This is a genomic window from Bacillus altitudinis (genome assembly GCF_001191605.1).
Lineage (GTDB): Bacteria > Bacillota > Bacilli > Bacillales > Bacillaceae > Bacillus > Bacillus altitudinis.
This window is the reverse complement of record NZ_CP009108.1, coordinates 652159-666884: the sequence shown is the minus strand read 5'-3', so window position 1 is coordinate 666884 and position 14726 is coordinate 652159. Positions and strand designations below refer to the sequence as shown.

The window sequence follows — 14726 nt, the reverse complement described above, 5'->3', positions numbered from 1 at the left end:
GATGGCGCATTTCTATATCGGAGATCGCAAAGTGGGAGATGATGCGCCTGTCTTTATCATTGCAGAGGCAGGCATTAATCATGATGGAAAGCTGGATCAGGCACTTGCTTTAATTGATGTGGCAAAAGAAGCAGGGGCTGATGCGGTGAAGTTTCAAATGTTTCAAGCGGATCGGATGTATCAAAAGGAACCGGGGTTATACGAAACGGCCAAAGGAGAAGAAGTGTCTATTTTTTCTTTAGTGGAACAAATGGAGATGCCGCCTGAATGGCTGCCTATCTTATTGACACATTGTAAGGAAAAAGGACTGATGTTTTTAAGCACCGTGTGTGACGAAGAATCGGCTGATTTATTGAATCAAACGAATCCGCCTGCTTTTAAACTGGCATCCTATGAAATCAACCATTTGCCTCTTTTGCGTCATACGGCTTCTTTTCAAAAGCCGATCATTTTTTCAACAGCTGGGGCCACCATTGCAGATGTTCATGAAGCATACGAAACGATTACGAGCCAGCAAAATAAGCAAGTCGCCATCATGCATTGTGTGGCAAAGTATCCAGCGCCTAGAGCATATACGAACCTGCGGGTGATTAAAACCTTAAGATCCGCTTTCCCTGAAGCAGTCATTGGCTTTTCAGATCATAGTGAACACCCGACGGAAGCGCCAGTAGCCGCTGTGAAGCTCGGGGCAGCAATGATTGAAAAACATTTTACAATAGATAAAACATTACCCGGAGCGGATCATTCCTTTGCTCTTGATCCTGAAGAATTAAAGGAAATGGTTCAGCACATTCGAGCGGCAGAAAAGCAGCGGAATCAAGCAGAAATAGACGTTCATTCATTACCAGAGGAGCTTCTTGGCAGTTCTTATAAAACGACAACAGCCATTGAAGGGCAGATTCGAGAATTTGCGTATCGAGGAATTTTTACGACAAAAGGCATTGCAAAGGGTGAGACCCTCACGTCAGAAAATGTAGCCGTGCTGCGCCCTGGACAAAAAAATCAGGGGTTGCATCCGCGATATATGCCAATTTTACTTGGCACAAAGGCTGTGAGAGACATCCCAGCTCATACAGGCGTTTCGTGGAAAGACGTACTGACGCAGCAGGAGTCTCATGATGATGCATGATGTGCTTTTTGTCATTCAGGCTAGGATGGGGTCAACAAGACTGCCTAAAAAAGTGATGAAACCGATCGGCGGCATGGCGCTGATTGATTTGATTGTGGAGCGGGTGAAGCAATCAGATGATTACCATCACAAAATGCAAAACCTTATGATTGCCACAACGGTCGAGCCAGAGGATGACTATTTGGCTCAATATTGTATGTCAAAGGGCTATAAGGTGTTTCGAGGCAGTGAGGCAGATGTGCTTGAGCGGTTTGCGCAGATTGTCCGCCAATTTGAACCTAAAACGGTTGTACGTTTAACGGGAGACAATCCATTTATAGATCCTTCGCTTTTGTCGAAAATGCTTGAAAAACATAGACAGGAAAAGGCTGATTACACATATACGAACGGAACACCACTCGGTATTTCCGGGGAAATGATTGAAGCATCTATTTTATGTGAAATCGACAAATTTCCCCTCACTTATTCAGAACGTGAGCATGTCACGCTGTATATCAGAAAGCATCCCGAGCAATTTTCCCTTCAATTATTCACACCGCCCAAAGAACTTGCATATCCTGCTTATCGATTCACGATTGATACAGAAGAAGATTATGTGTTTGCTACCCGTTTACTAGAGAAAGCTGGTGGTTCTATTGCTGTGCCGACAGCTGAGCTCATTTCCATCTGTGAACAACATCCAGACATTGTTCGTTTGAATCAATCTGTGAGACAGAAGGATGCTGAATGAACAAAAAAATCATGATTGTTGTTTATGGTGGTTTTTTAAGAGGAATGGGTCATGTCGTCAGAATGAAACGTTTGGCAAAAGAACTGCTTCAAGAAGGGAACGACTTATATTTCTATACAAATGATCAGATTTGTGTAGAAATACTTTCGCACCCAGAGTGGCAAGTTCACATGGTGCATGAGCCGAATGCGCTTCTCCAGGTCCAACAAGACATCAAAAAGCTAAAGCCTGACCTTTTAGTCATAGATGTGCTTGATTGTGATCTTCAGTTTCTTCAAACGATCAAAGACTCCTGTGGCAGTGCGAGGCTGGTCTTATTTGAGGAAAAAAGAGAGGAAGCCTGTCAGCTTGCGGACACGGTCATAAACGGCATTTATGGCGGTCTGGACGGGAAGCACGAGCAGGTTAATGGCACGGCTTATTATCATGGAACGCCCTATTTATTGTTAGATCACGAGTTTAAACGATTCAAAGACACATATGAGGTTCGGAAAGAATGTAAAAAGGTGGTCATCAGTCTTGGCGGTAGTGATCCGTGCGGCCTGTTATCAAAAGCTGTATCGGCGCTTCTTCAAACAAATCACCTAGACATTTTAGCGGTCGCAGGAAAAGCCTCTCACATCAAAGAGCAAGTAGAGGCGGAACATATCCAATTCATTCAACATACAGATCAACTACCGGTTCTTTTATCAGAAGCTGATGTGGCTATCGTAGCAGGCGGTATGACGTTATATGAGGTAATTTGTATCGGGGTGCCCAGCATTGTCCTATCGCAAGTAGACCACCAAGCAGTGACAGCGAGCATGTTTGCGCAAAAGGGCGCTTGTTTTCACCTTGGATTAGGTGACCTTGTGGAAGAAAAAGACCTGTTGCAAGCTGTTCAAAAACTGTCTGACAGCTATTTTCTCCGCAGAAGCATTCATCTTAATGGACGTTCACTCATTGATGGAAAAGGAATCGAACGAGTGAAAAACATTCTTATACACCTCATGAATTCACACCAAAAAGAACATAAGGATGTGTAGATGTGAAGGGAGTTATTTTAGCAGGAGGAAAGGGATCACGGCTGGCACCATTAACGAAGATTTTCAACAAACACTTGCTGCCGGTTGGTCCATACCCGATGATTTATTGGTCATTATTCAAACTGAAAGAAGCAGGAATTGTAGATGTGATGCTGATTTCACAGGAAGAACAAATTCCGTTGTTTCAAAAGTTACTGGAAGATGATCGTGAACTTGGGATGAACATTGTGTATCAAGTACAGCCAGAAGCGTCTGGTATTTCCGATGGTTTATCCTATGCAAAGCCCTTTGTTAAAGGGGAAAAATTTGTGCTGATGCTTGGTGATAATGTTTTTGAAGATTCATTATGCCCTTTTGTCGACGCCTTTAGGCAACAAGAAAGCGGAGCCAAGGTTTTATTGAAAGAGGTGGCAGATCCAAAACGGTTTGGCATTGCAGAAATTGATCCTGCTCATCATCGAATTTTATCAATAGAAGAAAAGCCAGAGCACCCAAGGTCATCTTACTGCGTCACGGGCATCTATTTTTATGATCAAGACGTCTTTCAATATATCGAGGAAATCTCGCCGTCAGATCGAGGTGAACTAGAGATTACTGATGTGAACAATCTCTACATCTCAAATAGCCAGCTGACCTATGATATGTTAAAAGGGTGGTGGATTGATGCAGGAACACATGAATCTCTCCACGAAGCATCTATAAAAATGTTTGAAACGATGAAGGAAAAAGAGGGATACGAATGACGAAGTCTTATTTAATTACAGGTGGAGCAGGGTTTATTGGACTGAATTTTGTGAAGCTGCTGCTTCAAGAATCCGATGTCCGGCTGACCGTATTTGATAAATTAACATATGCCAGTCATCCAGAGGAAATGGAATATTTATCAAAGCTGCCTCATTTCCGTTTTGTCCAAGGAGACATCACGCTGCAAGACGAACTGGATCAAGTATTTGATGAAGCCTATGATGCCATCATTCATTTCGCAGCAGAATCACATGTCGATCGCAGTATTGAGTCAGCAGAACCCTTTATTCAAACAAATGTCCTTGGTACCTATCGTATGCTAGAAGCTGTTTTAAAGGGAAAGGCGAAAAAACTCATTCATATTTCCACAGATGAAGTATATGGAGATTTGGAGCCGAATGATCCTGCTTTCACAGAACAAACACCACTTTCACCGAATAATCCTTATTCAGCAAGCAAGGCAAGTTCAGACCTGCTTGTGAAATCTTATATCCACACCCACCAACTACCCGCTATGATCACAAGATGCAGCAACAACTACGGACCTTATCAGCATGAAGAAAAATTAATCCCAACCATTATTAGAAAAGCGGTCAATGGTGAAAAGATTCCGATATACGGAGACGGCCAGCAGATCCGCGATTGGCTGTATGTAGAGGATCATGCGAGAGCCGTAAAGCAAGTAGTAGAAAACGGAACAGCCGGTCAGGTGTACAATATTGGCGGCGGCAACGAGAAAACAAATCTTGATTTAACCAAAACCATTCTCACACATCTAGGCATCTCTCATGATCAAATCGCGTTTATTCAAGACCGGAAAGGGCATGACAGGCGGTATGCCATTGATGCCAGTAAGCTAAAAGAAGAGCTTGGCTGGGTGCAGGCAACTTCATTCGAAAAAGGTATCGAAAAAACGATTGATTGGTACCGTGCCAAATATGATCAAAGTGAAGAAGGGTGACCGATGAAAGTTTTAATCACCGGTGCAGGCGGCCAATTAGGGAAAGAATTGACGAAACAGATGAAAGAAAAAGACATCACCGTCATTGCTTTAACAAGGAGTATGCTGAATATCGCAGATCAACAGGCAGTCAGACATGCAATGAGACATTTCCGACCGGATATTGTTGTCAGTGCGGCTGCTTATACGTCTGTGGATCAATGCGAAATAGAAACGGAAAAAGCCTATCTTGTGAATGGGATTGGCGCCTACTATACAGCGCTTGAGGCTAAGAACGTAGGGGCTGATGTGTTACATGTCAGCACAGATTATGTATTTGATGGGCAAGCGGATACCCCTTATCAAATCGACGCACAAGCAGATCCGCAAACCATTTATGGAAAGAGTAAAAAACTTGGAGAAGAATTGATTCATCTTGTATCAGATGAAGTGAAGATCATTCGGACATCGTGGCTTTATGGACATGAGGGACATAATTTTGTGAATACCATTCTTCGACTGGCTGAAACGAAGGATCATTTGCGCATCGTCAATGATCAGTTAGGGTCTCCTACTTATACAAAGGATGCCGCAGAAGCTTTGATTCACTTGTTTGACCAGAAAGCAGGTATTTATCATGTCAGTAACCGAGCAAGCTGTTCATGGTTTGACTTTGCGGCAGAAATTGTGGCAGCAAGCGGTCTGTCTACGATAATTGAGCCCATTTCCACTGAAGAGTATGGTTTCCAAACACCTCGGCCCGCCTACTCTGTTTTAGATCTTCAAGCGATTGAAGCGACAGGCTGGAAGCCAAGACATTGGAAGGATGCACTTCACGAATACTTGCAGAAAGAAGGGAGATTCGAGCAGCATGATTGATGGTGTACAAACGAAAAAACTCATGAAACATTGTGATGATCGCGGCTTTTTCGCAGAGCTTATTCGAGATGACGAACCGATGCTGAAGCGCTTTGGGCAGGCGTCGTGGTCGAAAAGTTTCCCAGGAGTCATCAAAGCCTTTCATTATCATGAAAAACAAGACGATGTTTGGTTTTTCCCAGCAGGTCATGCACAGGTCGTTTTATACGATTTGAGAGAAGATTCTCCGACAAAGGATCAAACCGATGTGTATTATATGGGAGAAGATAATCCGATGCTGCTCCTCATCCCAAAGGGAGTTGCCCATGGCTACCGCGTATTAGGGGAGACGCCGCTGCAGATTGTGTATTTTACAACAGAATCGTACGACCCAAAAAACCCAGATGAGAAGAGAATTGCGTGGAATGATGAGGCGATCGGATTTAATTGGGAAACGACATTTAAATAGAGAAGAGAGGCCTTTCGCAGGAGAAAGGTCTTTTTTTGTTGAAATACATTCTGTATGTGTCATTTTATGTATATTGATGAAAAGGGATGTGGATGAGTTTGTCTAAAAGAATTGCATTTGTAACAGGGGCAAGTACAGGCATTGGAAAGGCAATCGCAATAAAACTTGCCGCTCAGAGCGATATGAAGGTGATCATCAACTCTAGAAATATGGCCTCACTTGAACAGACGAAACAGCACATTCAAGATATGACAGAAACAAAGGAACCGCTGTCTCTATTCTGTGGAGATATGTCGCTTGAAGCAGTGAGGTCGGAAGCCTTTGAAGAAATAGAAAAGGAGTTTGGCAGACTCGATGTGCTGATCAATAACATTCCAGGAGGAAAGCCAGATACATTTGATTCATGTGAAACTGACCAGATGCTGGCTGCTTTCTCCCAAAAAGCCATCGCCTACGTAGATACAATGAAGCGTGCAGTAGCATTGATGAAAAGACATGAATATGGACGGATCATTCAAATTGTCGGGAACCTGTGGAAGGAACCTGGTGAACAAATGTTTACGAATAGTATGATGAATGCAGCGATTATTAATGCCAGTAAAAATGCAGCCACACAGCTTGCGTCGTCTAGTATTACGGTGAATTGTTTAAATCCTGGTTTTATTGCAACCGATCGGTATGAACAATTTATCGGCAATATGATGACGAAGCAGGGAGTGTCACGAGAGCAGGCTGTACAAGCTGTCGCATCAGGTATCCCAATGCAAAGAGTAGGCTCAGCGAGTGAGATGGCGTCATTGGCAGCTTTTATGGCATCAGAGGAAGCTTCTTATATCACAGGGCAACAAATCTCCGTAGACGGTGGAACGATGAAAAGTATATAAACTGAAAAAACCCGCTATAGGCGGGTTTTTTGATGAAATCGAATGGGGAGGATGGACAGGCGATCGATAAAGAGAGCAAGCTCCTCAATCGGGGCAACCATGGAAATACGTACATGACGGCTTCCATTGGCTCCAAATACTCCTCCAGGCGTGACAACAACATCGGCATGTTCGAGTAAATAGTCAGCAAAGGCATGAGAGTGTTCAAAGTCATCAGGAATCGGAGCCCATAAATAAAAGGCGCCGGGTGGACGTTCGATTGTCCAACCAAGCTTTCTCGCCGCTTGCCGGATGAAGAAATTGATTCGTTCAAGGTATATCGCCTTTAATGATTGAATATGACAGTCATCACTTTGCAAGGCAGCAGTCGCTGCATGTTGAAATCCGCCATACATACTGACAAACACGTGGTCTTGGAAGGTGTTGATGGCTTGGATGATCTCCTCATTTCCAACAGCAAAAGCGACTCTCCATCCTGCCATATTAAAAGTCTTTGATAGAGAATATAATTCCACTCCTACACTTTTCCCGAGAGGAGTATTCATGAAGCTCACGGGTGTTTGTTCATAATGAAATGAACCATAGGCGAAATCATGAATAACATACAGCTCGTGAGCGTCCGCAAAGGTAGCAGCCTCTTCAAAGAATGCCTCATTTGCAACAGCGCCCGTGGGGTTATTCGGATAATTCAAGAACAGTACTTTTGCTTTTTTGACTATGTCAGGATCAATTGAGGAGAGATCTGGTAAATAGCCATTTTTCTCTTCAAGTTTGATACTGTATGGCTTGGCGTCCGCCATCAAAATGCCTGAATGATATTCAGGGTATCCTGGATCGGGAACGAGTGCGATATCTCCTGGATCAAGCAGACACTGACTCATGACATACAGCCCCGTTTTTCCGCCAGTGAAAAGAGCAATTTCCTTCTGCGGATCAATCTCAGCACCGAATTCCGATCTATAAAAATCTGCAATAGCTTGTTTGAAAAAGTCAAAGCCTCTAAAAGGGGCATATTGTTGAAATGGCAAAACATCCGCTGACTCCTGTAGGGCACTCACGATATGGGGAGGAGTTGGTAGATCAGGGTTCCCCTGACCTAGATTCATGATGTTTGCTCCGTTTTTTGTCTTTTGAGCTATTTTTTCAAAGACGGTGCCGAATTTCTGTTCAGGCAGCCGTTCAATCATTTTAGATGCTAACATTTTCACCACAGCAGCCTCTCTTTCTATCCCTTCACTAATTCATCCATTAACTGAATCGTTGCCTGTTTCTGAATATTGCGGATGGACGCGGCAACATCTTGTGAGGATGATCCTTTTAATTCAAGAGATACGATTCCATTAAAAGCTTCAAATAAATCAAGATCCACCATAGTCCCTTTGGCAGGGAATGATTGACTGACAATCGCAGTATCTCCAACGAATGCTTCCTGCGGAATAGACACATGATCAATGGTGATATGTGTGGCTTCAGGTGGGATAAGCCCACTCTCTTTAAAATGCTGAGGGTACAGGTGGCAGTCCGCTACATAGAATGTATGTCCAGAAAGCAGCTGTTTTGGCAGTACAGCCTTTTTTCCATCAACTAATACATCAATCAATAGCTTGGCCATATCGACGCCAAAGACCTTTTTAATATTCGGGATCATATTCCAGCCAGCGAATCGAGCCGCTGATTCGATCAGTCCAGTTTCTCGATTTTTCATGAGTTTGATTTCTGTATGGGTTGCACAATGTTCAAGACCTAGCCCTTCATTTGCCTTCCTTGCTGCTTCAATGATGATTTGCTTGGCTTCATTGTCTAAGATCGTCGGAGTGATATGAGCCGTTTCTGTAAAACCGATTTGAGGGGTTTTATCATGTATGACAAAAGGGAGATATTCGCCCTCTACGACCAGCCCTTCTACACTGACATAATCAGCATATCCTTCATCTTCATACCAATCTTCGTAAGCACCCTCTAAATATGTTTCAGCGACAAACGGTGCTTCATACGTGACAGCGTCTGGGACTGGTATGGTTTCCAAATACGATTGTACTTGTAAAAACAGATCATCACTTCCGGCTTTGTCATGAAACAAGGTGACGCCAATAGAACTGGCTAAATATGTAGGCTTTAAAATGAGCGGTGTTCCGATAGACTCAATGGCTTTTTGGAAATCAGATAAAGTCGTGACAGGCTGAGTTTTCACCGCTTTGACACCAGAGGCGTTGAATGCAGCCCTCATTTGGCTTTTATCACGCGCCATTTCGGCTGCCTTGACACCGGCACCTCGCAGACCAAGACGTTCAGCAGCCTTTGCCATCGGTGCAATGAATAATTCATTATTGGTCGTGATTGCATCTGCTTTGAAAAAGGAAGCCACTTGAATGAAGTCTTCCACAACCTCTTCTTCTGATTTCGGATAATCATCATGTGCCCAGTAAATAGAATCAGGGTGTTCAAAAGAAGGGTGTGTCTCAAAATAATCACGGTCTTTGATGACCGCAATGGAGCATTTTTCGATTAGCTCGGCATGTCCCTTTGTAATCGCAAAGGGTCTTGGGATATAAGAAACGATATGGTATGATGCCGCCACGCTTTCATAAAACATATGGGGTGGGCACCCTCCTAAGTCAGCAATGACAAGTACAGTTTTTTTACTCAATGAAAGCACTCCTTTTATCTAGCGGTGTAACCGCCATCTGCAGTGACGACACTTCCAGTCATATAGCTGGATAGGTCAGAGGCGAGAAAGAGCATCACGCCAGCAATTTCTTCAGGTTTTCCAAGCCGCAGCATAGGATTCACCTTTGCTTTTTCTTTTTTGACGATCTCGAGACTTTCTGTGTGATTGTCTAAAAAGGACTTTTCATTTAGTGGCGTATCAATGATGCCAGGGGCAATACAATTTACCCTAATTTGATGAGCGGCATAGTCGATGGCCATTGATTTGGTGAGCTGAATGACACCGCCTTTTGTTGCATTGTATGCCGGAATGTCAGGCCAGCCCACAAGACCTCCGACAGATCCGGTATTGATAATACTTCCACTCTTCTTTTCAAGCATATGCGGCAATGTATGCTTACTCATGAGAAAGACGCCGGTCAGGTTGACCTGAAGAATACGATGCCAATCCTCCAGTGCCATCTCATGAATAGGTGAGACAATTTCGATGCCTGCATTGTTAATGAGGACATCAATGGCACCGAATCGGCTCAGCACGTTCTGAACGGTTTGGTGACAGTCAGACTCCTTCGTAATATCTGTTTTAAAAAATGCAAGGTGCTCATGCGGCAATGATTCAATGAGTTGGTTGCCGCTGCTTTCATTGATGTCAGCGACAGCTACTTTTGCTCCATGCTCGAGGAAGAGCTTGACGGCAGCAAGCCCAATCCCCGACGCACCTCCTGTAATGAGGACAACTTTTCCGTCCAGCATCATTTCTTCACCTTAGATGCTTTTGGTTTTAAGCGATTATAGCGAGGAGGGAAGAAGAGATTAATAGACTTTGAAGCTTCTGGCTTTGGATTGATGGCCCCATGATCTTCCCTTGGGTCACAGAAATAGGTGGTGCCAAATTCCATCTTTTCTGTAAAGCCTTCGATCGTCATATCATACCCTCCGCTGATGCAAATGCCGATTTGTTCATTTCTATGTTTATGAAAAGGCATTTCTCCGCCGTTTCCAGGGATATTGGCAATCATCAGCTCCATCCAATCCTCCACAAAAAAAGTCACTTCCATGCCAGGGAGTAAATCCCGTGTTTTGAAAATGTCTAAGAAATAAGTGGGGGGAGCTGTATATTCTTCGTCATCCTTTAATCTCTTAATATCAATGGCGATCACTTCTTCATCTGTCAGATTTGAAGCGCCGTGAGGGACAAACGGTGGTGCGATATAGGCTGATTCTAATGGGGTGAGCAGTTGAGTCGATTGGCCGACAGTCATTTGAAGCTCGCCCTTTAACACAATACCGATTTGTGCTTCGGGATGTTCGTGAGGTTCAATGATCGTGCGGGGAGGGACGTATGAAATTAACACTTCCGTACCGCCTCTTACAGTGGAATATTGGATAACGCCATTATCCCATTCTAATTTTTTCGCTTGAGGAAAATATCGTTCTTGCGTCTTTTGTTCAGTTTGCATCTTACATCTCTCCTTTTCCGAATATGGACCAGCTCATGGGTATACTTTTAAACGTTCGAATGAAGATGAGGCCATATGTGGCTCTTGCCACCTCATTCGTTAAAGCAAAATCAAATTCGCCGTCCCTTACTTTCTGCGCGGCAGTACTTGTAGAATTAACAAGTTCAAATTCAGCATTTTGGTGAATGAAATATTGAATTAAATTGACAGGTGCAGGATGTGAGACAATTTTTAAATGGTGGAGCATTTGTTCATGGAATGGGAAATCAGGTCTGACAGCCAAACCATACATGGGCGTGTCACATCTGAAAATTTGTAAAAGCTGTAGATCTGGTCTCATGTAGAAGTGTTTGATGCCTTCATATGCGTGTGGAACGAGAGTAAATTGAAGTGGTTGAGAGAGAGTATGTTCAATGCAAGTTTCGAATGTGTCATAAAGGGATAGTTTCGTATGAGTGCCGAGTGTAGTGGTGGATTGAGAGATGAAATGTTTTGCTGCGTATTCACTGCTTGTCCCCTTAGGACCTAGTGTGTTGACTGTAAACATCTTGGGTGAAGGGCTAGGCTCTTCTTTGAAATGAAACACATCATTCTTTAGGATCATGTTTACCATCCAATCTTTTTCAAATTTTTACTAGATTATAAAATTTAAAATTGGCAATTGTCAACAAATTTTATAAAAAATGTAATATACAATGATATTAAAAATTGATCTAAAAAACTGCACATATCGAGATGTGCAGTGAAATGTGCTTACGTTTCAAGTGTAGTTGGCTGTTTTTTCTGTAAGGCACGTTCTCGTTTATAGCTGCCGAAGCTGATGATAAAACCAACAAGTGTGATCAATGCACAGACAAGACCTACCGTATGATATCCGAAATGGACATAAACGGGTCCCATCAGTGCGGAACCGAGCATAACAGCAAGGTTGGAGGCCAGGCTGTAAAAAGCCATCACTTTCCCGCGATGGGTTTGAGAGCAGTCGCTTAGAACGGTGCTTAGAAGCGTGACAGATAAGCTTTGCATTGCACCCCAAATAAATAGGGCGAAAATCAGCAACATCCACGAGAATGGCGCATAAGGAAGCAAGGCTAGAACAAGCGCAATTCCACCCAGCACGAAGACAAGGGAACGGGTTTTACCGAACCAGTCTGCTAATTTTCCAGTAAACATACTCATAGAAAAGCCGACGCCATAAGCCATAATAAGAAGTCCAGCTGTTGATTGTCCGCCATCAAACAGACTTTGCAAATAAGCACCTAAAAACGAGTACATGCCGTAAAATCCAAGCATATTGCAAAACGTCACAGTCAAATAGGCAGGCACACGATCAATTTTCAAAGCTCCCCATAAAGAGCCTGTTGTCTCTCTAGCTTGAGGTGCCTTCGGATCAGCTGCTCTGACTTGTTTTCTTGATTCAAGGATGACGAGCAGCAGGACAATGAGACTCATCATAGCGAAGATCCAAAACGTCCAGCGCCAGTTTAAACTCTGGCCGATAAAGGCGCCAATGGGCACACCAAGGACAAGAGAAAGAGACCAGCTCGATACAATGAGTCCCATCACTTTGCCGCGGTATTCGTATGGAACCCGGTCGCCCACAAGAGCATAGGCTGTTGGCACAAATACACCTGTCGCCAGCCCTGAAATAGCACGGCCTGCAAAAAACACGGCCAAATTTGGGGCAGCAGCACACATCACTGTTCCAATTAAAAAGAAGGACAGCCCAATTATCAAACACAGCTCTCTTGAATATCGGTCCCCTAAAGGAACGAGTAGCGGAGCTCCAACCAGCACAGCTAACCCATAAATGCTGATGGAAAGAGCGAGAACATCAAGAGAGTGCTGAAAGGAGTTTGATAAATCAGGCAGCAGTGGTGAAATCACCAGTTCCTCCGATCCCGCCGCAAAAACGCCAAGTGTGAGTGCAATGGCAAGTGTGATGGGAAATGTTTTAGAAGCCTGGCTGTCTAAAGATTCTTTCATCAAGTGATCCCTCCATACTTGCTTTTTCATTCAATTCCGTTAAAATAAATTCTACCATTATTTAGTTTTATTTTACATTTCGTATCATAAGTATCATCATAAAATACTTTTCAAATGGAACGATTTTGGGATAGGAGCGTAACGAATGAAAATCACCGATGTGGATGTGCATATTTTAAACGAATTGAGAGAAGATGCCCGCTTATCAATGAGGGAATTGTCCAAACGAGTGAATTTATCGGCGCCTGCGGTAGCAGAAAGAGTGCGAAAACTAGAGGATGCAGGGATTATCGAAGGGTATTCTGTTCAAGTCAATTATAAAAAGCTGGGTCTGATGATAGACTGTTTACTGGAAGTCACCGTATTAAATGGGGAGTATCAGCGTTTTGTGACATTTATGAACCAGCATCCACGTGCATTCTTTGCTTATCGAGTGGCAGGACAGTCCTGTTTTTTCATTAAGCTGTCTGTTTCTTCTCTTGAAGAAATTGAAGCGTTTATTCAAGATGTGTCTGGCTTTACAAAAACGGTCTCCCATATTGTCTTATCAGAGCATTCCTTTACCCATCCCATTCAGGAACGTGTGAAACAAATAGAAGAGCCAGAAATGACCGTGGTGAAATAGAAAAAGGACCTGCCCTCAGGTCCTTTTGATTCGTTTATCTGACTGATAGCTCATGATCGTAATGATCAATCCAATGAATGTCACACCTGCCGCAAAGAGCGGGACAAGCTGTAAATGTGTGATTTCAATAGCAAGACCGCCAAGCGCTGCACCGCCGGCATTTCCAATATTAAAGGCAGAATGACTGAGCGTTGATGCGAGTGTCGGGGCTTCATGTGCCATGTTCATCGTGCGGAATTGCAAGGTAGGAACGAGAATAAATGAAATAATTCCCCACACAAAAATCGTCAGCACGGCAGGCACTTTAAAGGCAGATGTATATGTGAATAACAACAGAACAGCCATCAGCAAGATCAATGTGATGATAATACTCGGCATCAGCTTCCAGTCGGCAAGCTTTCCGCCGACTAAATTCCCAATGGTGACCCCAAGCCCAAAGAGGACAAGAATGAGGGTGACCCCGTTTTCCTGAAAGCCAGTCACTTGCAGCAGGATCGGGCTGATATACGTAAAGGCGGTAAACACACCCGCAAAACCAAAAATCGTCATCGCAAAGGAGACGAGGACCTGCGGCTTTTTCAACACCGATATTTCATTTCGAATATCTAATACTTCTTCTTTCGATTGATTTGGTACTAAACTGATAATACCGATTAAGGAAATGAGACCAATGACGGCAATGACGAGAAATGACATGCGCCAGCCGAATTGATTTCCTATAAAGGTACCAAATGGCACACCCAGTACATTGGCTACTGTCAGTCCTGTAAACATGAAGCTGATCGCACTTGCGCTTCGCTCCTTAGGTACAAGCCGTGCAGCCATAATGGCGCCGACACCAAAGAAGGTACCATGAGCAAATGACGTTAAAATACGTGCAGCCATCAACAGACCATAAGAAGTCGATACAGCGGCGACAGCATTTCCCGCCACGAAAAGAATCATTAATAGGATGAGGAGACGTTTTCTCGACATTTTTCCAGTTGATAACGTTAAAATAGGGCCGCCAACTGCGACACCGAGTGCATATCCGGTAATCAGTTGACCTGAAGCAGAAATAGATACATGGAGATCATTTGCGACATTTGGCAAAAGACCCATGATCACAAATTCAGTCATGCCAATCGAAAACGCACCGAGCGTTAACGCAAAAATAGCGATGGGGAAGTTTTTCATGATGAGATCACCTTTCTAAACAAATACATAAAA

General features: G+C 43.5%; 16 protein-coding genes. 9 read left to right on the top strand and 7 right to left on the bottom strand.

From position 1 onward, the window contains the following. Position 1 precedes the first annotated feature (1 nt). The 8 genes from ID12_RS03370 to ID12_RS03335 all read left to right on the top strand — a co-directional run bounded on the left by ID12_RS03370 (position 2) and on the right by ID12_RS03335 (position 6779). Positions 2 to 1129 (top strand): N-acetylneuraminate synthase family protein, encoded by a 1128-nt coding sequence (locus ID12_RS03370; protein ID WP_050826719.1) that lies wholly within the window; start codon positions 2 to 4, stop codon positions 1127 to 1129. Then, entirely contained in the window at positions 1119 to 1859 is a 741-nt protein-coding gene (locus ID12_RS03365) for a cytidylyltransferase domain-containing protein (protein WP_048001140.1), read from the top strand. The genes ID12_RS03370 and ID12_RS03365 overlap by 11 nt, the downstream gene beginning before the upstream one ends. Beyond that, positions 1856 to 2884 (top strand): glycosyltransferase, encoded by a 1029-nt coding sequence (locus ID12_RS03360; protein WP_050826718.1) that lies wholly within the window; start codon positions 1856 to 1858, stop codon positions 2882 to 2884. Before ID12_RS03365 ends, ID12_RS03360 begins: the two co-directional genes overlap by 4 nt. A gap of 2 nt (positions 2885 to 2886) precedes the next feature. Then, a complete protein-coding gene (locus ID12_RS03355) occupies positions 2887 to 3627 on the top strand; it encodes a sugar phosphate nucleotidyltransferase (protein WP_050826717.1) in 741 nt (246 codons plus the stop codon). Further along, positions 3624 to 4589, top strand: a complete 966-nt coding sequence (gene rfbB / locus ID12_RS03350) for a dTDP-glucose 4,6-dehydratase (protein ID WP_050826716.1) — start codon at positions 3624 to 3626, stop codon at positions 4587 to 4589. The genes ID12_RS03355 and rfbB overlap by 4 nt, the downstream gene beginning before the upstream one ends. A 3-nt stretch (positions 4590 to 4592) precedes the next feature. Beyond that, the gene (rfbD, locus tag ID12_RS03345) at positions 4593 to 5447 is read left to right on the top strand and encodes a dTDP-4-dehydrorhamnose reductase (RefSeq protein ID WP_050826715.1); all 855 of its coding nucleotides are present in this window, start codon (positions 4593 to 4595) and stop codon (positions 5445 to 5447) included. Next, the gene (locus ID12_RS03340) at positions 5440 to 5895 is read left to right on the top strand and encodes a dTDP-4-dehydrorhamnose 3,5-epimerase family protein (protein WP_035702434.1); all 456 of its coding nucleotides are present in this window, start codon (positions 5440 to 5442) and stop codon (positions 5893 to 5895) included. Before rfbD ends, ID12_RS03340 begins: the two co-directional genes overlap by 8 nt. A gap of 92 nt (positions 5896 to 5987) precedes the next feature. Next, the gene (locus ID12_RS03335; RefSeq protein WP_272914028.1) at positions 5988 to 6779 is read left to right on the top strand and encodes an SDR family oxidoreductase; all 792 of its coding nucleotides are present in this window, start codon (positions 5988 to 5990) and stop codon (positions 6777 to 6779) included. Between the two features lie 14 nt (positions 6780 to 6793). Here ID12_RS03335 and ID12_RS03330 read toward each other — a convergent pair whose 3' ends face one another. From ID12_RS03330 to ID12_RS03305, 6 genes are all read right to left on the bottom strand, one after another. Beyond that, a complete protein-coding gene (locus tag ID12_RS03330; RefSeq protein WP_025208167.1) occupies positions 6794 to 7987 on the bottom strand; it encodes an aminotransferase class I/II-fold pyridoxal phosphate-dependent enzyme in 1194 nt (397 codons plus the stop codon). Between the two features lie 17 nt (positions 7988 to 8004). Then, positions 8005 to 9426 carry an alanine--anticapsin ligase gene (locus tag ID12_RS03325; protein ID WP_050826714.1) on the bottom strand — a complete coding sequence of 474 codons (1422 nt, stop codon included), beginning with the start codon at positions 9424 to 9426 and terminating at the stop codon, positions 8005 to 8007. 14 nt (positions 9427 to 9440) lie between these two features. Beyond that, a complete protein-coding gene (locus ID12_RS03320; RefSeq protein WP_050826713.1) occupies positions 9441 to 10202 on the bottom strand; it encodes an SDR family NAD(P)-dependent oxidoreductase in 762 nt (253 codons plus the stop codon). Continuing rightward, the gene (gene bacB, locus ID12_RS03315; protein WP_017368257.1) at positions 10199 to 10906 is read right to left on the bottom strand and encodes a 3-((4R)-4-hydroxycyclohexa-1,5-dien-1-yl)-2-oxopropanoate isomerase; all 708 of its coding nucleotides are present in this window, start codon (positions 10904 to 10906) and stop codon (positions 10199 to 10201) included. The genes ID12_RS03320 and bacB overlap by 4 nt, the downstream gene beginning before the upstream one ends. A 1-nt stretch (position 10907) precedes the next feature. Beyond that, the gene (locus ID12_RS03310) at positions 10908 to 11510 is read right to left on the bottom strand and encodes a bacilysin biosynthesis protein BacA (protein ID WP_050826712.1); all 603 of its coding nucleotides are present in this window, start codon (positions 11508 to 11510) and stop codon (positions 10908 to 10910) included. A 149-nt stretch (positions 11511 to 11659) separates the two neighbouring features. After that, positions 11660 to 12892: an MFS transporter gene (locus ID12_RS03305; protein ID WP_039963017.1), complete on the bottom strand. Its 1233-nt coding sequence runs from the start codon at positions 12890 to 12892 to the stop codon at positions 11660 to 11662. Positions 12893 to 13037: 145 nt separating this feature from the next. On the opposite strand from ID12_RS03305, the gene ID12_RS03300 reads away from it, so the two are divergent. Beyond that, positions 13038 to 13517: an Lrp/AsnC family transcriptional regulator gene (locus ID12_RS03300; RefSeq protein WP_008343601.1), complete on the top strand. Its 480-nt coding sequence runs from the start codon at positions 13038 to 13040 to the stop codon at positions 13515 to 13517. Positions 13518 to 13532: 15 nt separating this feature from the next. On the opposite strand, the gene ID12_RS03295 is transcribed toward ID12_RS03300, so the two are convergent. Then, positions 13533 to 14693: an MFS transporter gene (locus ID12_RS03295; protein WP_017360103.1), complete on the bottom strand. Its 1161-nt coding sequence runs from the start codon at positions 14691 to 14693 to the stop codon at positions 13533 to 13535. Between the last annotated feature and the right edge of the window lie 33 nt (positions 14694 to 14726).

What these genes read in the sequence shown, in the direction of transcription:
- ID12_RS03370 (WP_050826719.1), top strand. Translation starts at nt 2, where the DNA reads ATGGCGCATTTCTATATCGGAGATCGCAAAGTGGGAGATGATGCGCCT.
- ID12_RS03365 (WP_048001140.1), top strand. Translation starts at nt 1,119, where the DNA reads ATGATGCATGATGTGCTTTTTGTCATTCAGGCTAGGATGGGGTCAACA.
- ID12_RS03360 (WP_050826718.1), top strand. Translation starts at nt 1,856, where the DNA reads ATGAACAAAAAAATCATGATTGTTGTTTATGGTGGTTTTTTAAGAGGA.
- rfbB (WP_050826716.1), top strand. Translation starts at nt 3,624, where the DNA reads ATGACGAAGTCTTATTTAATTACAGGTGGAGCAGGGTTTATTGGACTG.
- rfbD (WP_050826715.1), top strand. Translation starts at nt 4,593, where the DNA reads ATGAAAGTTTTAATCACCGGTGCAGGCGGCCAATTAGGGAAAGAATTG.
- ID12_RS03340 (WP_035702434.1), top strand. Translation starts at nt 5,440, where the DNA reads ATGATTGATGGTGTACAAACGAAAAAACTCATGAAACATTGTGATGAT.
- ID12_RS03335 (WP_272914028.1), top strand. Translation starts at nt 5,988, where the DNA reads ATGAGTTTGTCTAAAAGAATTGCATTTGTAACAGGGGCAAGTACAGGC.
- ID12_RS03320 (WP_050826713.1), bottom strand. Translation starts at nt 10,202, where the DNA reads ATGATGCTGGACGGAAAAGTTGTCCTCATTACAGGAGGTGCGTCGGGG.
- bacB (WP_017368257.1), bottom strand. Translation starts at nt 10,906, where the DNA reads ATGCAAACTGAACAAAAGACGCAAGAACGATATTTTCCTCAAGCGAAA.
- ID12_RS03310 (WP_050826712.1), bottom strand. Translation starts at nt 11,510, where the DNA reads ATGATCCTAAAGAATGATGTGTTTCATTTCAAAGAAGAGCCTAGCCCT.
- ID12_RS03305 (WP_039963017.1), bottom strand. Translation starts at nt 12,892, where the DNA reads ATGAAAGAATCTTTAGACAGCCAGGCTTCTAAAACATTTCCCATCACA.
- ID12_RS03300 (WP_008343601.1), top strand. Translation starts at nt 13,038, where the DNA reads ATGAAAATCACCGATGTGGATGTGCATATTTTAAACGAATTGAGAGAA.
- ID12_RS03295 (WP_017360103.1), bottom strand. Translation starts at nt 14,693, where the DNA reads ATGAAAAACTTCCCCATCGCTATTTTTGCGTTAACGCTCGGTGCGTTT.